General features: G+C 57.2%; 19 protein-coding genes and 1 pseudogene. 9 read left to right on the top strand and 11 right to left on the bottom strand.

What is annotated here, in order from left to right:
• Positions 1–111 precede the first annotated feature (111 nt).
• The 5 genes from IBT47_RS03005 to IBT47_RS03025 all read right to left on the bottom strand — a co-directional run bounded on the left by IBT47_RS03005 (position 112) and on the right by IBT47_RS03025 (position 6603).
• Positions 112–918: a transporter substrate-binding domain-containing protein gene (locus IBT47_RS03005; protein WP_200559104.1), complete on the bottom strand. Its 807-nt coding sequence runs from the start codon at positions 916–918 to the stop codon at positions 112–114.
• A gap of 14 nt (positions 919–932) precedes the next feature.
• Entirely contained in the window at positions 933–2096 is a 1164-nt protein-coding gene (locus tag IBT47_RS03010; protein WP_200559105.1) for an FAD-dependent oxidoreductase, read from the bottom strand.
• Between the two features lie 485 nt (positions 2097–2581).
• Positions 2582–3997 (bottom strand): efflux transporter outer membrane subunit, encoded by a 1416-nt coding sequence (locus IBT47_RS03015; RefSeq protein WP_200559106.1) that lies wholly within the window; start codon positions 3995–3997, stop codon positions 2582–2584.
• Positions 3994–5046 carry an HlyD family secretion protein gene (locus tag IBT47_RS03020; RefSeq protein ID WP_200559107.1) on the bottom strand — a complete coding sequence of 351 codons (1053 nt, stop codon included), beginning with the start codon at positions 5044–5046 and terminating at the stop codon, positions 3994–3996. Before IBT47_RS03020 ends, IBT47_RS03015 begins: the two co-directional genes overlap by 4 nt.
• Before the next feature lie 9 nt (positions 5047–5055).
• Positions 5056–6603 carry an MFS transporter gene (locus tag IBT47_RS03025; protein ID WP_200559108.1) on the bottom strand — a complete coding sequence of 516 codons (1548 nt, stop codon included), beginning with the start codon at positions 6601–6603 and terminating at the stop codon, positions 5056–5058.
• Between the two features lie 180 nt (positions 6604–6783).
• Between IBT47_RS03025 and IBT47_RS03030 the strand changes: the two genes are divergently transcribed.
• Entirely contained in the window at positions 6784–7269 is a 486-nt protein-coding gene (locus IBT47_RS03030; RefSeq protein ID WP_200559109.1) for a universal stress protein, read from the top strand.
• Between the two features lie 6 nt (positions 7270–7275).
• On the opposite strand, the gene IBT47_RS03035 is transcribed toward IBT47_RS03030, so the two are convergent.
• The 3 genes from IBT47_RS03035 to IBT47_RS03045 form a co-directional block, all read right to left on the bottom strand.
• A complete protein-coding gene (locus IBT47_RS03035; protein ID WP_200559110.1) occupies positions 7276–8184 on the bottom strand; it encodes a LysR family transcriptional regulator in 909 nt (302 codons plus the stop codon).
• Positions 8185–8187: 3 nt separating this feature from the next.
• Positions 8188–8913, bottom strand: coding sequence for a GntR family transcriptional regulator (locus tag IBT47_RS03040; protein WP_200559111.1), 726 nt, complete (start codon positions 8911–8913; stop codon positions 8188–8190).
• A 72-nt stretch (positions 8914–8985) separates the two neighbouring features.
• On the bottom strand, positions 8986–10089 hold the full coding sequence (locus IBT47_RS03045; RefSeq protein ID WP_200559112.1) for a sugar phosphate isomerase/epimerase family protein: 1104 nt from the start codon (positions 10087–10089) through the stop codon (positions 8986–8988).
• A 540-nt stretch (positions 10090–10629) separates the two neighbouring features.
• Between IBT47_RS03045 and IBT47_RS03050 the strand changes: the two are divergent.
• From IBT47_RS03050 to IBT47_RS03075, 6 genes and pseudogenes are all read left to right on the top strand, one after another.
• Positions 10630–11730, top strand: a pseudogene (locus IBT47_RS03050) (ABC transporter ATP-binding protein).
• 10 nt (positions 11731–11740) lie between these two features.
• Positions 11741–12790, top strand: coding sequence for a PotD/PotF family extracellular solute-binding protein (locus tag IBT47_RS03055; RefSeq protein WP_105591845.1), 1050 nt, complete (start codon positions 11741–11743; stop codon positions 12788–12790).
• 9 nt (positions 12791–12799) lie between these two features.
• Complete coding sequence (locus IBT47_RS03060) at positions 12800–13627, top strand: ABC transporter permease (protein ID WP_200559113.1); 828 nt, start codon at positions 12800–12802, stop codon at positions 13625–13627.
• Positions 13620–14444, top strand: a complete 825-nt coding sequence (locus IBT47_RS03065) for an ABC transporter permease (protein ID WP_200559114.1) — start codon at positions 13620–13622, stop codon at positions 14442–14444. The genes IBT47_RS03060 and IBT47_RS03065 overlap by 8 nt, the downstream gene beginning before the upstream one ends.
• 25 nt (positions 14445–14469) lie before the next feature.
• Entirely contained in the window at positions 14470–15894 is a 1425-nt protein-coding gene (locus IBT47_RS03070; protein ID WP_200559115.1) for a M24 family metallopeptidase, read from the top strand.
• Between the two features lies 1 nt (position 15895).
• The gene (locus IBT47_RS03075; protein ID WP_200559116.1) at positions 15896–16549 is read left to right on the top strand and encodes a flavin reductase family protein; all 654 of its coding nucleotides are present in this window, start codon (positions 15896–15898) and stop codon (positions 16547–16549) included.
• 146 nt (positions 16550–16695) lie between these two features.
• On the opposite strand, the gene IBT47_RS03080 is transcribed toward IBT47_RS03075, so the two are convergent.
• Positions 16696–17163, bottom strand: a complete 468-nt coding sequence (locus tag IBT47_RS03080; RefSeq protein WP_200559117.1) for a helix-turn-helix domain-containing protein — start codon at positions 17161–17163, stop codon at positions 16696–16698.
• Positions 17164–17618: 455 nt separating this feature from the next.
• Between IBT47_RS03080 and IBT47_RS03085 the strand changes: the two genes are divergently transcribed.
• Together IBT47_RS03085 and IBT47_RS03090 are read left to right on the top strand one after the other, a co-directional pair.
• Complete coding sequence (locus tag IBT47_RS03085; RefSeq protein ID WP_200559118.1) at positions 17619–17828, top strand: YdgH/BhsA/McbA-like domain containing protein; 210 nt, start codon at positions 17619–17621, stop codon at positions 17826–17828.
• A gap of 768 nt (positions 17829–18596) precedes the next feature.
• Positions 18597–19217, top strand: a complete 621-nt coding sequence (locus IBT47_RS03090; RefSeq protein WP_105591852.1) for a response regulator transcription factor — start codon at positions 18597–18599, stop codon at positions 19215–19217.
• A 36-nt stretch (positions 19218–19253) separates the two neighbouring features.
• Here IBT47_RS03090 and IBT47_RS03095 read toward each other — a convergent pair whose 3' ends face one another.
• Complete coding sequence (locus tag IBT47_RS03095; RefSeq protein WP_200559119.1) at positions 19254–24836, bottom strand: AAA family ATPase; 5583 nt, start codon at positions 24834–24836, stop codon at positions 19254–19256.
• Positions 24833–25219 carry a response regulator transcription factor gene (locus IBT47_RS03100; protein ID WP_200544861.1) on the bottom strand — a complete coding sequence of 129 codons (387 nt, stop codon included), beginning with the start codon at positions 25217–25219 and terminating at the stop codon, positions 24833–24835. Before IBT47_RS03100 ends, IBT47_RS03095 begins: the two co-directional genes overlap by 4 nt.
• Positions 25220–25226: the final 7 nt, after the last annotated feature.

The following is a 25226-nucleotide window of genomic DNA, read 5'->3' on the forward strand; positions in this document are numbered from 1 at the left end:
ATTACCGGTTAACAATAAAGGTAATGAAATGGCATTAAGTCAGTTATCACTATTCTGCTCAATGCCGATTTATGCATTCCTTTGCCGGTTTTTTACGATGTTGACGGGGGCTTATTTAGCCGGGTTGATCACCACCGTTTTCAGCGCCACGCTTTCTACACCGTATTTCTGTAAAATCTTTTGATAACTGCCGTCAGCAATCAACGCATTCACCGCGTCAGCCCACAGCTGGGCATGTCCCTGCTGTTTATCAACGGCGAAACCGGACTGACCGCTGTTAAATACCGGCCCGGTAACTCGCCAGGTTGGATCTTTTTTAACTATCCAGCCCGCTTCGCCGGTATAGACCGGGGTGAGTTCCGCCTGACCGCTTTTTACCGCCAGCCACGCCGCAGAGCGCGACGGATAGATGGCCACCTTCAGCGCCGGTTTACCCTGCTGCTGGCAGGCCGCTGCCTGCTGGTTCAGCGCGTCAATAGTAGATTGCCCGGCCAGTGCGGCAACGGAATGACCGCAGAGCGATGTCAGCTCGCTGGAGAGTTTTACGGGGCCATCGCTGCGGGTAATAAACGAATAACCGGCATCAATCAAAGGCACGATATCCACCACTTGCTGGCGCGGCACGGTGGCATCGGTGCCGAGCGCCAGATCGTAACGGTGGCTCTGCAGACCGGGAATAAAGGTATCAAAAGTGCCATTCTTAACGTCCAGCTTCGCGCCCAGCTTATTTGCCGCCGCTGAAACTATTTCGTAGAAATAGCCGCTGTTCTCCCCCTTATCGTCTACAAAGACGACCGGTTCGTAGTCATTCTGCATAATGCCGTGCAGCTGTTTATCTTTTAACGTTGTCGCTAAAGGCGCGGCCAGTGCAGCGTGCGTCAGGCTACCGATTAAAGCAGCCAGTAATATTTTCTTCATGAGATACCCGGTGATTATCGAGAGTAAACCGCCTGCGGTTCAGCAAAATGCCGTTCAGGCGAAAAGAGAGGCCAGTCGCGGGCAATATTGACTTCGCCTGCAACGGCCTCAGACAGCAACTCGCCCAGCGCGGGGGCCAGTTTGAAGCCATGCCCGGACAGGCCAATGCCAATCCAGACGTGGGGATGGTTTTTCAGTTCGCCAATCAGCGGAGCCTGATCGTGGGTGTAGGCTTCCGGCCAGGTGCCGCCGCCCACAATGGTACGGTGTGCGCCGTTCACCGCATCCGTCACGTGACGATCGAGGCGCTCGTGGAGAACAGGCGTCAGACTGCTAGTGGCTTCCGTGGCGACAAGTTCGGGGTCGTGCTGTTCATTCAGCTCGGCATCGCCCACAAAGAATTTAAAGTTTTTGCCATCCGGCAGGGGCTGGGTATTCCACATCGCCCGCCCGGCGCTTACGCGCATCGTCGGCGGGAACGCCACACTGTCGAAGCCGGTTTCTTTGCCCAAGTGGAAGCTCATACCGAGTCGGCGTGAGGAGATGGGTAAATCGGGGAGCAGCCGCTTGCTCCACGCACCGGTGGTCACAATCACCCGGTCAAAAGAGCTTACCTTACCGTTAATGGTCAGTTCGACCGCGCCGTCTCGCGCCACAATCCGATCGATTTGAGTCTGTTCATGCACCTTTGCCCCCAGCTGCTGCGCCTGTTCGGCGGACGCCAGCAGCAGTTCATGCGTCAGCAAAATGCCCCCGGCGGGGTCAAAAATGCCTTCCTCATCTTCATTAATATTCAGGCGCGGGAATCTCTGATTCAGCGCCGCGCGCGATAATCGCTCATAGGGCAGATCTTGCTGCTTCGCCGAGTTTTCCACCGCCGTAAACCACGGGCTGTCAGGCGTACCGATGGTGAGGCATCCTCCCCCCCAAAACAGCTGGGTTTGCTGTTCCTCCTCCAACTGATGCCAGAGCTGGCTGGCGCGCTGGAGCAAGGTCGTGTAAGCAGCGCCTTCACCGTAGATCAGTCGATGCTGACGAGAACGCCCCCCTGATGCACCGATATTATTCCCGACGCGATACTGCTCGAATCCCTCAACGTGAAAGCCTTTGCGTGCCAGTGCCAGCAGGGTTGCACAGCCCAGCGCACCCAGTCCTACCACTGCTATCTTGATGGTCATGATGGCGACAGCCTTAAAAGAAAATACGATCTGCGCATGTCGACGGCTCTCCCTTACGCGCAGCGGACAGGCGGCACGGGGAAAGCGTTCAGCATCAGGTGCGCAAAATATTAAACGGGAGACAGGGAGAAATAATCGATATGGCATCTGCCATCATTCATTCCGCCTGAATAAGACAACCATACTGGAATGGTCAGAGGGGGTTGTAAAATCACTATATCGGCTATGTAATTCGGTAAAACAGATATGCGAAAAATTATATAACGGTTTCTTTATTCTTTAATGAACATAATGAATTAAAAAAATTAATAAACTCTTTTTAAAAAAGGCCGGGATTTATCGTTATTTCAGTGAATCAATATAATAATCCGATCGTTGTGGGTTGAATAAGCCGTCATCGGGTATTTTTACCGCCGACAATAAAAAGGTTACGCCAGTTGCGTAACCTTTTTAATTGAGCGTTTTACTTTATGAGACCGCGAGGGTTAACTCTTCCCGCTCTCCCATCCTCCTCCCAGCGCCTGATACAGCCGTACCAGCGCCAGCGACACATTGGCATCGCTTTTTACCTGCTCCTGCTGCGAAGCCAGCAGCTCTTTTTGCATGGTCAGCACGTTGAGGAAGTCGGTGGCACCCGCCTCGTACTGCTTCGAGGCCGCCGCCAGCGCGATGCGATCGTTTTCCACCAGGGTTGCCAGCTGGCTGCGCTGGCGCTGATAGGTGTCGTAATCCACCATCGCGTCACTCACTTCATGCCAGGCCTTGAGCACCGTGGACTGGAAGTGGATTGCCGCTTCCTGCTGCTGTGCTTTTTTCAGCGCCAGCTGGCCGCGCAACCGTCCGCCTTCGAATATCGGCAGATTCAGCGACGGACCGAAGCTGTAAAGGCGCGATCCCCAGTTCCCCAGCTGGCTGAACTGCATCGCCTGTAGCCCGACGTTGCCGCTCAGGGTAATACTTGGATAGAAATCTGCGGTCGCCACGCCAATGTCGGCGGTGGCCGCATGCAGCTGCGCCTCGGCGGCGCGGATATCCGGTCGGCGCTGCGCCAGCTCGGACGGCAGACCGACCGGCACTTCCGGCGGCGTCAGCGGCAGCGGTCGGCTCCCGGCCAGCCGCTCGGTTAACGCCCCCGGGTTTTCACCCAGCAGGAAGCTTAGCGAATTCATCAGGTGCGCTTCCTGCTGTTCGAGGATCGGCAGGGTCGATTCCACCGAGGCAACCTGCGCCTGCGCCTGGGCCACCTCCAGCCGGGTAGCCACGCCGTCGTCCATGCGGATGCCGGTCAGCTTCAGGCTGTGGCGGGCGATGTCCAGGTTTTGCAGGCTGATATCGCGCTGGAGCTGCACGCTGCGCAGCTGGAAATAATCACTGACGGTCGCCGCCTGCACGGTTAACAGCACCGCACGGCGCTGGTCGTCGCTGACCTCTACGCGGGCGGCGGACGATTCGCGTTCCCGCCGCAGCCGTCCCCACATATCCAGCTCCCAGGATGCGCCGATGCCCGGCTGCCACACGCTCCAGGCCTTTTTACCGCCCAGCCCGGAGATATCCTGCAGCCCGTTCTGGCTGTTGCGGGCGCGCTGGTACGACGCCGTAGCGTCAACCGACGGCAGGCTCTCCCCGGTCACCACGCGGTGCTCCGCCTGCGCCTGTAACAGACGCGCGCCCGCCGCCTGCACATCGAGGTTGCTGCGTTCGGACTGCTCAACCAGCGCGGTCAGCGTGTCATCATGGAAAATTTGCCACCACTGCGGCTGCAGTTCGCGCTCAGCAATGCGCCCCGGTGCGTGACCCTGCGGCCACGTCTTCGGGCTTTTCACCGCAGGCGGCGTGAAGTCCGGGCCAACCATGCAGCCGCTCAGCAGCAAAATACTGGTGGCTAAGGCCGTCAGTTTCATGATTTCTCTCCTGCCTTCACGGTATGAATAGTGGCCTCCACCGCCATGCCCACCCGCAGCTGTTCTGCCTGCCGCTGGCCGCCGTCGAGTTCAATTTTGACCGGAATACGCTGCACCACCTTGGTAAAGTTGCCGGTGGCGTTATCCGGCGTAATCGCCGAGAAGGTGACGCCCGTCGCCGGGGCAAAGCTATTTACCACACCGTGCAGCAGCGCCCCGCCGAAGCTGTCGACGCGGATATCCACCCGCTGCCCGGGCCGCACGTGCTCAAGCTGGGTTTCCTGAAAATTGGCCACCACGTAGGCTTTATTCAGCGGCACCACCGCCAGCATCGGCGTGCCTGGCGTGACGTACGCCCCCTCACGCACGACGCGCTGCCCGACCCATCCGGCAATCGGAGCCAGAATTTTGGTGTACGACAGGTTCAGTCTGGCGGTATCCAGCATCGCCTGCGATCGCTGTAGCTCCCCCTGCGCCCGCTGGAACTCCGCCTGTAACACCACGGTTTTCGCCCGGGCGGCGTTGAGCGTGGCGGTATCGCGTGCCACGTTGGCCTGAGCGGTGTCGATCCGCGATCGTGCCAGCTGGGCATTTTGCTGGCTGCCCGCGCCGTGGGCGGCCAGGTCGAGATAGCGCGCCAGTTCCGCTTTAGCAAAGACATAACCGGCCCGGCTGGCGGCCAGCGTGGCGTCAGCCTGGGCAATCATCGACTGCTGCTGCGCCAGGCTGGCGCTGGCATTGGCCACCGTGGCCTGCTGCACCACCACGCTGGCCTCTGCCGCGTTCAGTTCCGACAGCAGATCGCGGTCATCGATCTCCACCAGCAGCTGCCCCTGTTCCACATACTGATTGTCTTTTACTGCCACCCGCGCAATCTGCCCGGTGATACGCGGCGTGACCACGGTGTAGTCGGCGCGGATAAAGGCATCGTTGGTTCGCTGGTCAGCGCTGTCGCCCAGCAGGCCAAACCCGATCCCCGCCGCCACGGCCAGTACGGCGGCCCCGGCCACAATCGCTACGTTCTTCTTAGTCAATTTCAATAAAGTCATGTTCAAGCCTTATGCATGAGAAGCGGCAAGCGGTCGCGGTGGATACACGCGGGTTGCCATTAAAGGAATAAATAAAATCAGAATCGCGGTCAGCAGAGTCATCACCTGATAAACGTCGGCGGAAGCCAGTACCACCGCCTGTACGTGGATCTGTTCCGCCAGCGCAGACAGGCCTTCACCGTCAGAAGAAGGGATCGACAGCGCCTGACCGCTGTTGCCCCACTGATTGACCAGCGTGTTCGAGTGAAAATGCTCACGCGCGGTGGTCAACCCTTCCAGTACGCCGCTACCCACCACCGCCGCCATGCCCTTCACGGTGTTAAACCACGCCGAAGCAAATGGCCCTTCGGCGGGCGGCAGGCCGTTGGTCGCCAGCATCAGTAGGGGTATCACCGCCATCGGCTGCCCGAGGATTTGCAGCATTTGCAGGCCGTAGAAGTTGTCGCGTATCCAGTCGGAGGTCATTGCGCTGCCGAGGTAGCAGGTCACGGCGATCAGACCCAGACCGCAGGCCAGCACCCAGCGGCAGTCAACGCGGGTGAAATTGCACAGCGCCGAGACCAGCGGAAGCGCAACCAGCTGACCCAGCGCCACGTACAGCGCCAGCGGCACGGTTTGCAGCGGCCGGTAGCCCTGGATCTCCGCCAGATACCCAGCCGGGATCCCCGGCACCGCCACCAGAACAACTAGCACCCCGCCGAGGGTAATCAGCGAGAAGCTTAAGTTACGCCGCGCCAGCTGCTGCACTTTGAAAAACGGCAGCGGATGGAACCATTCGTTGATCATAAACAGCGTCAGGGTCGTCAGCCCCAGCAGCAGCATCCGGCAGATAAACGGTGAATCCAGCCAGCCCAGCCGCGTGCCCTGCTCCAGCACCACCACCAGCGAGGTAATGGCCGGGAGTCCGAGCAGCAGACCCACCCAGTTGAACTGCGCGAAGCGTTCCAGCCGCAGCGGGTCCTGTGGAATACCCCAGGAAACGGCGGCCATCGCCAGCAGGCAGATCGGGATGATTTGCCAGAACACCATTTGCCAGCCGGTGTACTCAGTCCACAGCGCCGCCAGCGGGATGCCCAGATTCGGTCCGAACGTTGCCGTCAGCGCATAGGCCCCCAGGCCGTACAGCTTGATCCCCGGCGGTAAAAAACGCAGCGCCGCGCTCATCAGCATCGGCGGCAGGCAGCCGCCAAACAGTCCCTGGATCGTGCGCAGCACGTAGAGAGTCGGCAGATTGGGTGCCAGCGGGCACAGCATCCCCGCCAGCATAAACACGGCAGTCACGCCGAAGGTAAAACGGCGCAGCGACAGCGTGGCCGAAAACCACGGTGCAAACGCCATTGCCGCCACCTGCGCGGCTTCATACAGCGTAGTCAGCCAGCTGCCTTCATCGTGGCTGACCGACAGCACGCCGCGAACGTCGGTCATGGCGATATCCGTTACGTGCTCGTTTAATCCGGCCACCAGCGATGCCAGCAAAATACCGGTCAGCCCTGTCATGATGCGCAGGTCAAACGCCGCCGCGGGCGGCGCAGCTTTGGGTTGCGCGAGTGTTTGCATAATTCATCCTTTCCAGTCGATCAGGCGCACAGTCTAGAAAGATGCAGGAGGGACAGGAATTGCGATGTGTGCAGCCGAGGCGTGCGTCTGGCGCACTGGTCAGATGCGCCCGGAGGCATTTATTTACCCGCCTGAGAACCGGAAGATGCGTGCTTTAACCCTGTCTAAGAAGGAAACAGCATGTTTAATACGATACTTGTCGCACTGGACGGTTCGCCGCAGTCGCTGGCGGTGATTGAGCTCAGCCGTAAAATCACCGCCGGACACCCGGCAACAATACATATTCTGTGCGTGGTCGACGGCGCCTATCTGCTGCCAGAGGAAAACTATTTTTACCTGGAGGAACAGCATGCAACGGAGGCCAGCGACGGTTTGATTTACCCTCCGGCAGATCGCGAATATCAGGCCGCGCAGGAAACGGTGAACCAGGCCGTTGGCAGCCTGCGCTGGGAGAATCGCAAGGTGAGCGGGCTGATCGTCGGCGGTGAGCCGACGCAGGTGATTATCCAGCAGGCGGCAAGGCTGAAGGTCGATCTGATTGTGATGGGGCACCGGCATTTATCGTCGCTGAAGCGCTGGGTCGAACACTCCATCGTGAAGGAAGTGATCGACCTCGCGGCCTGTCCGGTGCTGGTTGAAAACGAAGAGACGGAGCAGTCGTGCTAAGCCAGGTTACGCCCCATCGGATTGAACACAGAGTTGGTGAATAGTCCGCCGCAGCCACTGATGGGCGGGATCGTTCTGGAATCGCGGATGCCAGGCCTGCACGATGGGAATGGCATCCAGCTCCACCGGCAGCGGAAACGCCCGCGTTTTAATCCCCATCTCCTGCACCGCGCGGACCACGTGGCCCGGCAGCGGCAGTATCAGATCGGAATTCCCCAGCGAAAACACTCCCGAATGGAAGGTCGGCACCACCAGCGAGATATGGCGCACCAGCCCCAGCTCCGCCAGGCGTTTGTCGATCGGCCCCCGCGCGCGCCCGCGCCGCGACACGCTGATCTGCTCATAGCGGGCAAAGGATTCCGGGGTGATCTCGCTGGCGAAAATCGGATGATCCTCTCGCGCCAGCCCCATAAAATGGGTGGAAAACAGCGACTGCACGTGGATATCGTCACCCAGCGGTCGCATCGCGCTGATATACAGATCCACCTTGCCGTCGCGCAGGCTGTCTTCATCGCTGCCGTTTTCCGGGGTAAAGCGCAGGCCGACATTGACCGCCTCCTGCCGCAGGCGGCTGAGCAGCACGCCGCCAAACGCGCTGATAAACACATCGTTGGCGTGCAGCGTGAAGGTGCGCTCCAGCTGGGATAAATCCACCCCCGACTGCGGCTGAAGCAGGCGAATCGCCTCGCCCATCACCTGATGGACTTCGTCCCTGAGCGCCAGCGCCCGGGGGGTGGGCACCATTTTCCGCCCCGACTTAACCAGAATCGGGTCGCCCAGCTGATGCCGGATACGGGTCAGGGTGCGGCTCATCGCCGGCGGGCTGAGGTTCATTCTGCGCGCGGCACCAATCACCGAACCCTCGTCCAGCAGCGCATCCAGCGCAATAATCAGATTTAAATCAGGAATTTTCATCGGTCAGGAAAAATTCTCCAGCACGGAGATAAACGAATGGCGATCGCCCTGCCCGGTTGTCAGCTTGACGCGGCTTTCGATATCGGCCAGATGGTGCTCCATCAGCTGCCGGGCCTGCTGCAGATTTTTATCCTTCAGAGCCTGAACAATCATCCGGTGATGATCCGCGCCACAGTCGTCATGGCGATGATCCTCATACAGCGACATCACCAGCGACAGGCGGGCAACAATTTTCGCCAGGACTTCAGTCAGCACCGCATTGTGCGCAAGGTCCGCCAGTGCGATGTGGAACTGTCCGGACTGCACGGCACGCGATTTCTCGTCACCGTGCTGATGAACCCGTTCTTCCTCGTCAGCCAGTTTTTCCAGCGATTCCAGCTCGGCAGCAGTGACCCTTGCGGCCACCAGCTCAAGTAAAATACCTTCCAGCTTGCGGCGGGCCTCAAACAGGCTGCGCGCTTCCTCAATGCCGGGTTCGGCCACAAAAGTGCCGCGATTGCGTTTGCGCTCCAGCAGGTGATCGCTCTCCAGCACGCCCAGCGCACCGCGAACCACGGTACGGCTGACGCCGAAGTGATCGGCAATCGCCTCTTCCAGAATTTTGCTGCCCGGTTTTAACGCACCCTCGCTGATGGCTTTCGCCAGCGTAATGCGTATCCGCTCAGAGACATCATCATGGCTGTCGGCGCTTTTATCGGCTGCCGCAGGACGGCCGCGCGGCTTTTTCATGTTTTCTCCCTGTTCACACCTGAATTCAGACGGTTGCTTCACTATCTCTGTAATTAAATTCCTGCGCAACTTTTACCTTAAATCGATGCCCTGTGCGGCGCAGAGTGCGCGGATATGATCGGCGGATTGCTGAATAAAGCCTACGGTCTGCGTGTAACCGTAGGGTTGATGCTGATAGCTGGGATAGCCATAGTGCGCGCGTTCATAGCTCTCCCAGTCGGCAATCTCTCCGGCGGCAACCTGCTGTTCAAAGGCATCCAGCATGACGAAATAGGCATCCAGCTCCTGCTCGTTGAGGTCCGGATGGCCCGCGCGCCACAGCGGATCGTCTATCTGAATACACTGCCGTGGCCAGGCCTGGCGCGGCTTATCCTCGCAGGACTGAGCAATTTCAAGCGACAGATTAATCTGCGGATTCACCCCGGCCAGCAGGGCCAGAATCGGGGAAAAATCCACAATACCGCTACCGCAGGGGCGCGGCTGGAAGTCCAGCCCGCCCGGCGCGCGGCCAACGTAGGCGTCCTTAATGTGGGTTTGCCGTACCCAGGGTGCCAGCCTGCGTGCCGCCAGCAGCGGATGTTCACCCCGCTGCAGCATGTTCGCCGTGTCGAGCACTACGCCAACGCAATCCTCGCCTACCGCCTCGATCAATCGCAGGATCTCAAATGAGGTAATCTCGTCATGGGTTTCGATATTCATATGCACACCGTGCGCCCGCGCCACGGGAGCCAGCAAACGCAGCACTTTCTCCGTGGCCAGCAGCTGATCTTCCCAGCTGACGTCGGTGCGGAAGCGATCAACCGCAAAGCGCCCGGGAAACTGCGGTTTAAAGTTCCCGGAGGAAACCCACAGTTCACGGCAGCCAATTTCAGCACCGGCCTCAATCATCCGGATCAGCCCTGCAATAATGTCACCGCCGCCTGCGGCACGCAGTTCAGGCACTTCGGCGTTGCAGAACGGATTAATTTTTCCCAGTCCGGCTTCCAGATAAAGATCCAGCTCGTCGGCCCTGCTGCGCAGTTCCCGCAGCGCACCGCGATCCAGCGTGGGGCTCATATCCAGCAGTGTACTGAAGAACACCCCACCCAGCCCCAGAGACTTGACATGATCCAGACTGGCCAGCGCGCCGCGCTTTTTCACTTCGGGCAGCTTCAACCCATCGATACCTAATCTCACGACTCTTTCCTTTTGATAGTTAGTAACGCTCAGAGAGGGTGCAAATCATGTGCCACAAAAGGAAAAAATCACCTAACAAACTAATTTTAAATAACATTTATATAATTAATTTTTGTTTTAACTATATTCGAAAGTTAATTATTAATTTTGATTGCAAGGATAATAATGACGGTGAAAAGCAAAGCATTTATCTATCACAATGATTTAATTAAATAATTCATCACAATCACCAGACTTTACAGCTCCTGCATCTTCCGGCAACTCCCCACCAGTGTATGCGAATGCACCAATATGAGGATGATTTTGCACCACCGTGAACAGCATTGATGAGTAAAAACAGGATTAATTAAAGATTCATATTTATGCGAAACTTTGTGCGAATTTATATTTTAAATATATTTTCGTTTAATTTCATATCGTTAAAAACAAAACTCATTCTTTCATTCAATCTGGCACATCGCTTGCTATCTCCTTGATACATCGTTCCTGGCTTTTTTCAGCACCTTCAACCAGGGAAGCACTATGGCAGAAATGCAATCCATGTCCTTACGCAAGCGCCTGAGCGTGCAGGGCCTGACTCACAGCTACGGCGGCAGTAATGCGATAAACGATATCTCCTTCACTATCGAACCCGGAGAAGTCGTTGCGCTTTTAGGGCCAAGCGGCTGTGGCAAATCAACGGTGCTGCGGGCGATCGCCGGACTGATCCAGCCTTAGGCAGGAAAAATCGTGTTGGGGGATGACGATCTCGCATCGTTATCCGCCAGAGCGCGCGGCATCGGTATGGTTTTCCAGAACTACGCGCTTTTCCCGCACCTGACCGTTGCGGAAAACATCGCCTATCCGCTGGCGTGTCAGCAGATTTCCCGCCCGGCACGGCAGAAGCGGGTTGAAGAGATGCTGGCGATGGTGCGGCTCGATGAATTCGGCAACCGTCTGCCGCGTGAACTGTCGGGTGGCCAGCAGCAGCGGGTGGCGGTTGCTCGTGCGATTGCCGGTCGCCCTTCTCTGCTTATACTCGATGAACCGTTTGGAGCACTGGATCGCGCCCTGCGCTTTGATTTACAGGTGGAGCTGCTGCATCTGCAAAAAACGCTGGGTATTACCACGCTGATCGTCACCCACGACCAGGAAGAGGCGCAGAGTCTGGCCAATCGCCTGGTGCTGATGAACAAAGGCCACGTTGAGCAGATCGATACCCCCATGGCGGTTTACGACCGGCCCCGCTCGCTGTTTGTGAATACTTTTATTGGCCAGGCCAATCAGCTGCCTGCCACCGTGCTGCGTTTTGACGATGACACCACGCTGGTCGGCCTGGCGGACAATACCACGCTGCGCCTGCCGCGCCGTCTCAGCTTTACCCCTGGATCAAAAGTGACCCTGACCTGTCGTCCGGAGGAAGTGCGTCTGCTGCCTCAACCCGGCGAGAACAGCCAGAAGGTGACGGTCACCGTTTCCGTGCAGCTTGGCCCGGTGCTGCTTCATGAACTGAAACTGGACTGCGGCAGCAGCCTGCGCGCCCTGAGGTCCGCCGCCCCGGTACAGCGGCCCCGTTACCCGGCACGTCACTCTTTGCCGACATTGATACCACACGCTGTCACGCCTTCCCGGCTGAACCGCAACCCTGAATGCTTAACCTGAGGTCAACACCATGAAAGATTTCCCAATCAGTCGTCGTCGGTTTGGTCAGCTACTGGCAGGCTCCGCCGCCGCCGCAATGTTACCCGTTTCACTGCGCGCGATGGCTGCCGATAAAGGCCGCGCGGTAGCGGCGACCTTCCCCGGAACCTGGGAGGATGCCTATCGAACTGTCCTCACGCCGATGCTGCAAAAAGAGGGCTACGGACTGACTATCGCCCCGGCGATGGCGCAGGATCAGCTGGCAAAAGTGATGGCAAGTCGGGGAAATCCTTCCTACGACGCGCTGCTGATGTCACCGGGGCAGATGACGGTGGCAGTACAAAACAACCTGATTCAGAAAATCGATCCGACAAGGCTGAAGAACTGGCACCTGATCGCCCCCGATTTTCAGGGGGAGTACGGGCCTACGGTCACTGTGGAAGTGAACGGCATTGCCTATAACCCGGATTTGGTGCCGCGTCCGCGTGGCTATAAAGACCTTTTTGAAAATCCGGCTTACAAAGGGCTGGTGTCCTGGACCGGCTTTGCCTCGAACACGGCGGTGATGGCCTACACGGAAATCGCCAAACTCTACGGCAGCGGCCCGGACGATATGAAAGCGGTGTTCGACCTGTTCCGCAAATATCCCGAGCAGATGAAAAACATCGTCGACAGTACCAACCATCAGATGACGCTGTTCCAGCAGGGCGAAATCGCGGTGTTTATGTGCAGTACCGGCAACGTGGCGCGCCTGAAAAGCCTGGGGATGAATGCCGAGTTTGTTCACCCGGAAAGTGGTTCCCCGGCCGCCCCGGTCAACATTCATCTTGCCAGCGGCAGTCGCAATGCCGATGCGGTCTACGCCTATATGGATGCCGCCATCTCGCAGGCGGCGCAGGACCGGTTCAAGCTGCCACCGGCCGAAATGTTTCCCACCAACAGCGAAGTCGCACTGACGCCGGAGATCGCCGCCTATGTCACTCGCGAGCAGTTGAAAACGCTGGTCTATCCCGACTGGGACAGCATCAACAAAAATCGCGATGCATGGATACGCGAATTTGACACCCTTGTTGCAGGCTGAGGTGACGGAATGAAGCAGAGCGGCTTTCCTTATGTTGTTCCGATGCTGGTGCTGTCGGTGCTGTTTTTTGCCGTGCCGCTCGTTGTACTGATCGGATTCAGCTTTATCCACCCCGGCGGGCTTACCCTTGAACACTACGCGCGATTTTTTGGCGATGCTTTTAACTTTCGCGTACTGGTGAACACCGCCCGACTGGGGCTGGAGACGGCCATCGGCACCACCCTGCTGGGCCTGCCGATTGCCCTGCTTTACTGGCACAGCGGGCGCACGATGCGGCAGATGATTATTTTTCTGACGCTGATCCCGATGCTGACCAGCAACGTGGTGCGTACATTCGCGTGGATCGTCATCCTGGGCCGCCAGGGGCCGATCAGCGATGCGCTGATGGCGCTGGGGATCACCGGCGCGCCCACCAGCCTGATGTTTACCGAGCTGGGGCTGGTGATGGCGATGTGTCAGATCGATCTGCCGCTGATCCTGCTGCCGCTGATTGCCATTCTGACCCGCACGCCTTACTCACTGACCGAAGCCGCACAGGTTTCCGGTGCCGGTCCGTGGCGCATTCTGATTACCGTGATGCTGCCCGTCATGCTGCCGGGTCTGCTGGCCGGCTGGATACTGGTGATTGCCAGCACCAGCAGCTCGTTCGTCACCCAGGCGGTGATCGGTGGGGCACGCAACGTCTACGTTCCGCAGCTGATCTATCGTGAAGTCGGCACGCTGTTTGACTGGCCGCTGGCCTCGGCGATTGCGGTTGTACTGCTGCTGTCCACCGGCTGTTTACTGGTTGCCCTCTCCATGATTTCACGCCACAGGAGGCTGAACGGTCATGCTTAATTTTCGCGAGAATCCTGTTCCAGCGCTGCTTTACAAGGTGTTTGTCTACGGTTTTGGCGTACTCTGCCTGATCTATCTGATCGCGCCGATCGTTATCGCACTGATGATGTCCTTCACCGCCGGTCAGACGCTGAAATACCCGCCGGAAGGGTTTTCACTGCGCTGGTATGAAGCGCTGCTGGACCCGGTTCGCTCCGCAACCGAGCATATTGCGGCGGGCAATTCGCTGAAAATTGCCGCTCTGGCGGTGGCGGGATCGCTGCTGTTTGCGGTACCAGCCACCATTGGAATGACGCGCATGAAACGGAAAAGCGTGAACAGCATAGAACCCCTGCTGCTTGCGCCACTGGTGATGCCGAGCCTGGTTTACGGGCTGGCCGCGCTGATTGTCGCCAATTTTGTCGGCTTCCAGCCTTCGCTCTGGCTGACGGTCACCGGTCATATCGTGGTGTTTGGCCCACTGATGTATCGCGCTGCCTCGGTGGTGGCTCAGGGGATGAACCCGTCGCTGGCCGAAGCATCGACCACCATGGGGGCCAGCTGGTTTATGACGCTGCGCCGCGTCACGCTGCCGCTGCTGATGCCGGGCATTCTGGCCGGTGCGTTTCTGGTGTTTATCCAGTCGCTGGATAACGTCACGGTGTCACTTTTCCTCGCGGACGCCAGTACCACGGTACTGCCGCTGCGAATGTTTGCGCTGATTGAAGAATCACTGGACGTCCGCGTGGCGGCGATCTCCGGGATATTGATTGGCCTCACCCTGTTGGGATTACTGGTCGCTCGTCGGGTGCTGGCTCCGCGACCGCAAAATCACTGATCGACTGATTTCACAAGGAACTATTATGCATACTCATGCGACCGCATCGGCGGGCTATCGCATCGGCTCTCTGCTGGCCGATTTCCAGCCGGACTTCACCTTTTCGGCACCGCTGCCTTTGCCGGAAGCCGAGTTCGCCGAGCGACTCAGACGCATCCGTCGCCAGGCGGTAGAGGCCGGTCACGATGCGCTTGTCGTCCATGCGGGCAGCGTCGGCTGGTTTCATGCGTCCAACGCTTACCTGCGTTACCTCTGCGACTGGATGCGCGAAGGGGTACTGATTATTCCCACCGACGCCGACAAGCCGCTGACCCTGCTCTCCTTTTTCACGCAGTCGGTGCTGCTGCCGCCTGCGGGTGAACCGCTGCTGGTTGAAGATATCTGGCAGATTGGGCCGATTGGCCGCGAGTATGCCGATCGCCCCGGCGATGCCGTCCTGAAAACCGCAGAGAAATGCGCGGACATCCTCGCCCGCTTCGGCCTGAGCAAAGCGCAGATTGGGGAAATTGGCGATCGGACATCGCTGACCTTCCAGGCCGCGCTGCACACCTTCATGCCCGGCTGTCGCTTTGTCAGCGATAACCCGATTCTCGACCGCCTGCAAAAAATTCGCTCCCCGCGTGAAATCGAGATGTTCCGCGCGGCCGCACAGTTAATCAGTATCGGCACTCAGGCGGCGTATCATGTGGCCAAACCGGGCGTCACCGATCATGAAATTTTTGCCGCCTTCACCGCCGCGCAAATGGCCTTTGGTGGCGAAACCGGCGACGGTTACCAGATTGGTATTAACGAATTTGGTACGCACTGCGGCAAGCCCTACGGACACGTCGTGCGTCCGGGAGATTTGATCAACCTCTATATCTCTAACGTCACCTGGCGTGGCTATACCGCACAAACGGCGCGCATGATTGCTGTGGGTGACATTACCGAGCGCCAGGAAACCGTACTGGCAGCCTGTACTGAAGGCGTGAAGCGCGCCGAGCGGCTGATTAAGCCCGGTGCATTGATGCGCGATATCAACAATGCCGCCTTTGGCCCAATGATTGAGCAGGGCATGCTGAACGATGCCGAAGCGCGCACCATGCCCTACAACTGGTCTGCGATGCCGGACGGCGAGGCGCGGCTGATCCCGCAGCAGTACGTGCGCGATGTCGACTGGGAAGCCCAGGGGCGTAAACTGATGCATGTTTACCCGGCAACCCATGGACCGCACAATCCGAATCTTGGCCATTCGGTTGGTATGGCGGGCGGGCAAAACAGCTTCAACATCTCATCGCACAACTACGATCGGCTGGAAACCGGTATGGTGTTTGTTCTACATACGCAGTGGCTGGAGCCGCTGTCGGCAGGGTGTAACATTGGTGACTGTTACGTTGTCACCGAGGACGGTTTTGAGAACCTCAGCCGCCATACCCCGCTGGAAACCCACCGCGTTCGCGCCGGAGTCTGATATGAGCCTGCCTGAAAATCATACATGGTTTGATTTTGCCGAACTGAACGAGCGGGAACGCTATAAGATCCTGATAGGTACTGTTATCCCCCGGCCCGTTGCTCTGGTGACCACGGTCGATAAAAACGGTAAACCGAACGCCGGGCCGTTCAGCTTCTTTAACGTGCTGACGCACGACCCGGCGATTGTGGCCATCGGCGTGGAAAACTACAGCGACATGCGTTTTAAGGATACCGCACGCAATATCCGTGAAACCGGCGAATTTACCGTGCATATCGTCGATGATGCGCAGGTGCGTCAGATGGAGATCTGCGCAATCAAATTTGGCCCCGAGGTGAACGAACTGGAGGAAGCCGGGCTGGCCTCCGTTGCGGGTCACCGGGTTGGCAGCCCGCGCATTCTTTCCGCCCCGGCCGCGCTGGAGTGCCGCCGCCACACCACCCTGCAGGTTGGCCCGGCACGGGAAATCATTCTGGGCGAAGTGGTGGGCGTTTACGTGCGTAGCGATGTGGTTAATCCCGAGAATCTGCACATCGATCAGCAGCTGATGGATGCCATTGGCCGCATGGGCGGCAACACCTATTGCCGCACCCGCGACCAGTTTGATGTGAAAACTCTGACCCCGGAGCAGTGGGAAGGGTTATCGCGAACGTAAGGCAAGATAATCCCGCTCACCGTTGATTATCTTCTTTCTTGTGTCCGAAAAACCGCTGAAGATCGGTGTTTCGTAGGTAATCTGATGAAGCACAGCCACGTCGTTTGATGCTGGCGAAGCGCCGTCGCGGCAGCTCGCCAGCAGCACTAGCAGGTGAAACGATGTTGCTCCGCACCGGACAGGCAGCGCCAGGCAAAGATAACGCTGTTTCGCGGTTGCTGCGCCCGCCGGGCGTGCCTTTTTCTGAACGTAGCAGGCGGCACATTCAGATACTTACGGAACGTTCGTGAGAAGGTTTGCTGGCTGGTAAATCCGTTATCAAACGCGATTTGCATAATGTCTTTATCGGTAAACAACAGCGACTGTGCCGCGCGGATCAAACGCCGGGTGCGAATATATTCGGCCAGGTTGTAGCCCGTTTGTTTTCTGAACACGCGCTGGAAGTGCGAATGGCCATAGCCGCTCTTGCGGGTGACGGTACTGACCCTGATACGTTCGTTATCAAGGTTATCTTCGATCCACGGAAGAATATCCTGTACCACCGACTTGATTCCCCATGCCGAGCAGGGCTCCTTGCGGGTTAACGGCTCTCGTTCAGGGCTGATAATGTGCATGTTTTCTCCATTCCGCTCATTTTACAGATCGGACAGCGGATAAATCGAAGTTATTCGCTCGGCGAGCAAGCTAAAAGTGGAGGATGATTATCTACTTAGCGGAGTGGAAAAATAAATTATACAGATGGATAGGTATACAGGCAGATAATTATACGAAGAGATAATTGATTAATTTTTAAATGGACAATTAAACGCGAAAAATCCCAGCCATGATTCGTCCCCCCCCTTTAAGCACGTTCATGCGCTTTTAAGATGTGCCTGAGTGGTTGAACTGCCGTTGTCTGCCAGGCAAACACGCAATTTACAGGCAGCCATATGACTCGCTCAACATTGTTCAAATTTTCTGACTTACTTCAGCAAAAGACAGGGATGTTTTTCATCCCGCCACAGGTCTACTATGCATTCCATCGAGGCGAAATGCTTCACACAAAACAAAATCAACTGAGGAATTAATCATGAAATCTATCAAAACTTTCGTTGCAGTATCCGCACTGGCTCTGGTTTCATTCGGCAGCATGGCGCAAAACATCTCCGCAACTGCCTCTACTCTGGACGCGGCAGAAGCTAAAGTGGCCGCACAGGCAAAACAGAGTGGTGCAAGCTATAAAATTACCGGTGCACGCGTGGATAACCAGGCTTACGTTACCGCCGAGCTGATCAAATAATCTCCCATACCGGAACTCTCTCCTGACGCCTGTGAACGGTTAATCGCAGGCGGCCGGGAGTGCGCCCTGCATGGGTTTGTTTCACACCGTTCCTCTCTGTTGCGTCATCCTCATCCGCTTTGCTTATTAATGATAAGAAAAATTTCACGCTGATTTCTCGCGCCTTCCCTCCATCATAATCCGCCAATTTCTATTTGCTTTTTAAGCATTGCCGCAGAAAAGCCCGGAAGTATCAAACATCACCGCAAGGAGTTAATTTTATGATCGATTCGGATGTTAATTGCCCATAAAATCCCGATCCACTTTATTCCCTTCTTTTTGCAAGGATAATATTACCGCGTGATAATATGAAAATAACGTCCGGTACGTTTCATTACTTTTTACCTTTTTGAATAATATTATTTAACTATTTCCCCAAAAATGAGGTATTAAGATAAGTATTGACCAACGTCAGAGTAAAAAATTCGTCATGATAACTAAGATTATTCTTAATAACAGTATCAATTCACCAGCGGGAAATATTTTGCAATAATCACTCCATCATGGTCATTTACAATAAACTGGCCACGCAAAATGCATTTTGCACATGATTTCATCAAGTTAACGACAATCCAGCCGTAAGAAAAATAGTCGTCATTTACAGATAGTTGGTATAGTATTTAATAATCAAAGGATGCGGCCTTTATATAATCCTTACAAATTAAATATCTCGCACCTTAAAGTACATACCTTCTCGTTACGACCATAACATCAACTGAGAATCTGCCAATGAATCATACTGTTTATCTTGTTGATGATGATGCATCCGTGATTGCCGCACTGACCAACCTGCTTAAATCTGAAGATTATCGTGTCGCCCCGTTTACCTCTCCTCAGTCTTTCCTTGCAGAATCACTCTCCACAGGCCCTTGCTGTCTGATTGTCGATATCAATATGCCAGGATCTGACGGTTTCGATGTAACGCGTGCGCTCAGCGAACGCGGCTACTCAATTCCCACCATCTTTCTTACCGGGTTCGGCACCATTCCGATCACGGTAAAGGCGATGAAGGCCGGAGCCTGTGAGTTTTTAACCAAGCCGGTCGATCCTGAACAACTGCTGCAGGCCGTGGCAGAAGCGCTACGGATTTCCGAACAGGGTATGGAAGCTGCGCAGGAAAAGCTGGCATTAACCGAGCGCCATCTGACGCTGACCCCGCGTGAAAACGAAGTCATGATGCTGGCGATTGGCGGATTGCAGAATAAACAAATTGCCGCCGAGATGGGCGTCAGTGAGATCACTGCCAAGGTACATAAGCGCAGGGTGATGGAAAAAATGCAGGTACGATCGCTGTCGGACCTGGTCAGGGCCGCCGAGCGGCTCAGCATCGTTAAATCAGCCAGCCGCTAGCGTTTTGCAGGCCCCGAACATTCTCTGGGTCGTTTTTCAGGGGACAGGATGTGAGCTTTCGGCTTCCGTTGGCAACGTAAACCAGAACCGGCTGCCGCCGCCCGTGCGGTTCTCCGCTTTCAGTTCGCCCTTATGCCTTTTGATAATCCCTTCGCTGATGGTCAGTCCCATCCCCATTCCCTCTTTTTTGGTGGTGTAAAAAGAGTCGAAAATACGCAATATCACCTCATCCGACAGGCCGGTGCCGTTATCCGCCACTTCGAAAAGAATCGTATCCGGGGTCGGATTACACGATGACAGCTTCAGCACGCTGGAACCCCGACCTTTTTCTACCATCGCATCAATCGCATTCACCACCAGGTTCAGCAGCACCTGTTGGATCTGTACCCGCTCGCAGTAAATGTTGTCATTCATCGCGCGCAAATCTAAATCCAGCGAGATCCAGCGCCGTTCCAGCTCCATACGCGAAAGAGACAGAATATCCCGCGCAAGATGGTGCAGTTTTGCCGGAGCAAACTCAGAGAGCTGATTGCGGGTCAGCGCCTGCAGCCCGCGAATAATGTCCCCCGCGCGCTTCCCTTCACTCAGAATTTCCTGCAGGCCGTGGCAGGCGTTGTCGATATGTTCGGGGCCGCGTTTGATCCAGCGCATGCTGGCACCGGCATTCGCCACAATCGACATCAGCGGCTGATTAATCTCATGAGCAATCGAGGCGGTAAGCTGCCCGACCGTGGTCGCACGGGAAACACGGGCGAGATCGGCCTGCGCGATGCGTACGGCATCTTCAGCCAGGCGCTGCGAGGTGATATCGGAAATGGTGCCGAAATACTCGCTGACGTCGGGCAGATTCTCGACGGGATCGCCGATGCCCTTGATATAGCGGCACTCGCCGTCGCGGCGAATAATACGAAATTCCGCCTGCATACTGACGCCGTCAATCACGCTTTCTCTGACTAACTCGCTGATGCAGCCATGGTCGTCAGGATGCACCATAGTCATAAACTCCACCATCGACAGGCTGGTTTGCTCCTGTGGCAGGCCGAGGATGCGGCGATATTCTTCAGAAATCATCATCTGGTCCTTTGCCAGATTCCAGTGCCAGGTGCCGGTATGGCTGATTTTCTCGCCCATAATCAACGAGGTCTGGCTGGCGCGCAGCTGTTTTTCAACCCGGCGGCGGTTAACGTTCTCCTCCATCAGCTCGGCATACAGCCGCGCGGTTTCCAGTGAGACGGCAGCCTGCGCGCCCAGCATCGATACCACGCGCGAATGTTCGGCGGTAAACACATCCGGCATCAGGCGGTTTTCCAGATACAGCACCCCGACCATACGCGCCTGCTTAAACATCGGTACGCACATCACCGCCGCGCCGGAGGCCACCAGGTAAGGGTCCTGGCTGAACGGGCTGAACACCTCCGGTTTGCCGGTGCGGATCTCCTGCCCGGTACGGATCACCGCCGACAGCACCGACAGCGGCAAATCCGTAGCCAGCGGTGTTTCCTGCACGATTTTCACCCGAATACCGTCGGCGGTGGTGGCCGCCCGCGCCTCAATTTCCGGCACGTTGCCGTCCAGCAGGCGGATCAGCAGGCAGTGCTGTGCACCTGCTCTTTCCAGCAGCATCATCATCAGCGTGTTGATCAGCCGGTCGAGGTTAATCTCTTCGGTCAGCGCCCGCACTGCGGTAATCACGCTTTGCAAATCGCTCAGTTCCGCACTCTGCTCAAACGACACCGTGCTGAAGGCGGCGTGGCGCTGCGAAGAGCCATGGTGAGGATAGCGCAGCTCCAGCTGTCTGACTTTGGCCCAGGCCCCCCAGCGCTCCCAGGCCGCCATGGCCCCTTTGATATAGCCATCCGCCGCCACGCTCAGTCCACAGGTGCTGGCATAGCCAGCGGCCAGCTCGCAGGCCAGGCCGTTGATATGGTCAAAGCGGCCTTCGCGCGACAGGGTGATTGCCAGCTCGTACTGCTGTGCGGCCTGCAGTGAATCCCCTTCCAGACGCAGCATTTCCGCGCGCAGCAGCCCGGCTTTATCGGCAAAGGTGCGCGGATTTTCAACCGCCCAGGTGGCAATCATTTCATAGTGTGCGGCGACAAACTGCCGGTGTTCCTCGGTACAGGCCTGTGAAGTGAGCGGAATAGTCACCGACAGCGCGCTGTAGAGGTGGAAATCAAGCCGGTGTATATGACCGGGGATCGAACCGGTAAGCGGCGCGGCCTGGGCAAAGCAGTCGCTGGCGCAGGCATATTCCCCGGCGAAGAAGTGCGCCATGCCGCGATATAGCCACGACCAGAACTGCATCAGCAGAAGGGGTTCAATGGCGGTGCCCGGTTTCATCTGCAAAATGGGCACCGGCGTGAAGTTTTTGCCGGAGAACGGCTCATCCCCGGCGAAACGCAGAAACAGCACGTAGTCGCGCTGCATCTGCAAAATCACCTCAACGTCCCGATACTGTGCCTTGCTGACATACGCCAGGCCGCGCTCGATGGAGGTCTGCACCCCTTCGAGGTGATCGCCGCGCGTTAAATAGTTCATCACCAGGTGGCGCAGGGCCAGGCAGGCAGACGTGCGATCCCCTACGGCGACAGCGGTGTCAAAGGTGGTTTTGGCACATTCGATAGAATAGGTGGTTGGCATGGTCCAGATACTGACCTGGTCCAGCGGCAGCAGCGTGCGTGCCTTGAAGCTGGTGAAATCGTGTTTATAGACCAGTTCGCGGGCCAGCAGCGTGCTGGCAAATCCCCGGCTGTATTCGTTGTAATGATCGCCGCACAGCACGCCATACCAGGAAAGCGCAAACGTCGAGGCACCGGTCATGCCCTTGTCCATAGTCAGATGCAGCATTTTACAGACGATCATAAAGTGCAGGCGCGGGCTGACAAACGCGGCGAACATGCAGGCGCTGGCCATCAGATTCATGATCGCTTCGGTTTTACGGCAGGTCATCAGCGGCAGCGGTCTAAGGCGGGTATAGGGGTTTTTACCCACCTGCTCCTTGAGTTTGATGCGGGCGGCATCGCACTCGGCTTTGTCCGGCTCGCGGTTCAGATGGATGCCGAACACCGCCAGCCACGCAATCGCCGTCTCCAGCGCCAGCTTGCTGTCTGACCGGCGCATATGGATTTCCGCCATCATGCAGGCGGCAATCGCCTTATCGGTGGGGTTCCCCGGTGCGCTGAGCAGCTTAGTGCAGTGGCCCTGCGCGGTCGACAGGTTGCCGTGCAGGAATTCGCACTCCGCTGCTTCCAGGGTAAAGGTGAAATCTTCTTCCGCCGTCAGCGGCGCATCCATTCGCTGGGTGGCCTGTAAAAATCGCAGCGCCGAAACATAATCCCCGGTGCTTTTTGCCCGCCGGGTTGCCAGCAGGATCAGCTGACGATATCGGCTCGCGCTCTGACGAAGCAGCCCGGCGTTTTTAATCGCGGCCACATGATGAACGACCCGAAACAGCGCATCGTTGCTGAGATCCTCATTGGCCCGCTCTGCCAGCAGGCTGGCGGCACGCAGGTGAAGACGATCTTTCTCATCCGTACCGATCAGGTTGATTGCCGCTTCATGCACACGATCGTGAGTAAAAGCATAGTCATCCTGATGCAGGGTAATCAGCTGCGCCACCGCCGCCGGCAGCAGGTGCATGCGGATCTCTTCCTGCGTCAGATTCAACACTTTGCCGGGCAGAGTCAGCCCGCCGGAGCCGCCCAGGCACGCCAGGCTACTCAGCACCCGCCGGGTGATGTCCGGCACAATCTCCATGCGCTGTAAGACCAGACTGGCAACATTTTCACTGTACTGGCAGGCCTTGATCGCATCGAGATCGTAGTGCCAGGTCAGCGGGAATTTACGGTGACTGATTAAGCCGTGCTGCACGGCCTGGCGGATAAACTCCTGAGTAAACAGCGGATTGCCGCCCGTTTTTTCATGCACTACCCGCGCCAGTTCGCAGGTGGCGGACGCCCGCACGTGAAACATGCCCGCCAGCCGACGGGCAATCTGTTTGATGCTCAGGCTCTGCGGCGTAATGTCGGTGACCCGCACGGCCGATGCCCGCAGCGTGGTCAGCAGCCCGCGCATAGTCTGGCAGGGCAAAGTAGCGAAATCCTTGTGGCTCACGACCACCATCAGCGGAATATCTTCACTCTGGCTGAGCAGGTTTTGCAGCAGGGCCAGGCTGGCGCGATCTGCCCAGTGAATATCATCAATCATCATCACCAGCGGTCTGCCGGGGGTGGCAAACGCTTTAATCATACTGCAGGCCATGGTGTTGAAGCGGTCGCGGGCATCCAGCGAGTGGATATCGACCGCGAAGTGGCCTTTCTGATTGAGCAATACGCCCAGTTCGGGAAAAAAGTGAATCGCCAGTTCGCTGTAGTCACCCAGCAGGCGGGTAAAATGCGCGCGCCAGCGGGCGATATCCATCGCGGGCAGTCCCATCAGTTGCAGGGTCAGCGTACGGATAGCGGAGATCAGGATACCGTGCGGCAGAATCGGCGAATGCCGATCGGCTTTCACCACCGTCAGCAGCAGTTTCTTCTGCTGTAGTTTTTTCGCGGCGGAAGCGATAAGCGACGTCTTCCCCGAACCGAGTGCACCGCCAATCATCACCAGCTTGTGCTTGCCACTGTGGCTGAACCGCTCAAATGCGTCCAGCACCTCCTGTGCCTGCGGGTGATCGTAGTACATCACATCCGAAGACGGGCCGGTCTGTGGCAGATCCTGTGAACCGAGGTCAAAGCCTTCAATCTGGCCGTCGGGGGTGATAAGCGACAGGCAGCGGCGCAGATCGGCCTGCACCCCTTCGGCGCTTTGATAGCGCTGCTCCGGCGATTTACACAGTAAACGCAGCACGATCGCCGAGACCACGGCAGGGATATCGTGACGCACCCGTTCAGGAGGAAGCGGCTCGGAGGCAATATGATGATGCACCCACTCAGAATGCCCGGCTCCCGGCGTGCCAAACGGCAGTTTGCCGGTCAGCAGCTCATACAACACGATGCCGAGGCTGTAGAGATCGCTCAGGCTGCTGACCCGCTGGGTGGTGCGCGTGGTGTGCTCCGGGGACATATAGGCCAGTGTACCGCCCGATGCGGGCAGCTGCGTTTGCAGCAGCACCTCCGAAGCAGGACAGGACAGGCCGAAACCACCGAGCCTGAAACCGCCCTCCCCGCTAACGAAAAAATGGGCCGGTTTGATATCTCCGTGGATCAGCCCCTGCTGGTGCATCATCCCCAGCGTACCGGCCAGCATGGCGGCACTGTGCAGAAAGCTCTCCAGCGATGGCCGCTGCTCGCGCATCATATCGGCCAGCGTCTGATAGGCGAAATCCGGGTAAATCAGCGCATAGCGACCGTGGTACAGCGTATGGGCAGAGGGCTTCAGCGCCCACTGCGTTGAGAGATTGTCGCGCAGAAGGTATTCATTTTTAAGCAGTTGTGAAACCTGAAACTGAGCGGCTTCGCTGGCGGCGGCGGTGAGAACAAACTGTTCGCCTGATGAGGGATGGCGGCATAAAAACCATTCGCTGTTTCCCTCCTGCGCCAGGGCGGTGATGATAAGCTCATCGGACAGGGAAAATACGCTGGGTTCAAAGGGAGGATGCGCCTCCGGCAGTGTACTCATCTGCGCCTCCTGTCCGTCGCCAGCGCCAGACGCACACTATCAAGTAGCGTATCGATATCAATGGGCTTCGGTAAAAACGCGATGGCCCCGAGGCTGATGGCATAGCGCAGCGTGTTGTCATCACCGTTGCCGGAAATAATAATACCCGGCGGATTTTCAATGCGCCGGGTAAGTTCGATAAACAGCTCAAAACCGCTGATCCCTTTGAGCCTGACATCAATGATAAACAGCGCAGCCTCTGCCAGCGCATCGGCATCATCCAGCAGCGTTTCCGCCGACTCATAAATCCGGGTTGAGTATCCCTCCGACTGGAGCAGGTTACTCAACCCACTGCGAACGGAACGTTCGTCATCAACGACGACAATGCGCTGCGACAGCTGCATGCTGTTA

Source organism: Erwinia sp. S43 (genome assembly GCF_016624745.1).
GTDB classification, from domain to species: domain Bacteria; phylum Pseudomonadota; class Gammaproteobacteria; order Enterobacterales; family Enterobacteriaceae; genus Erwinia; species Erwinia coffeiphila.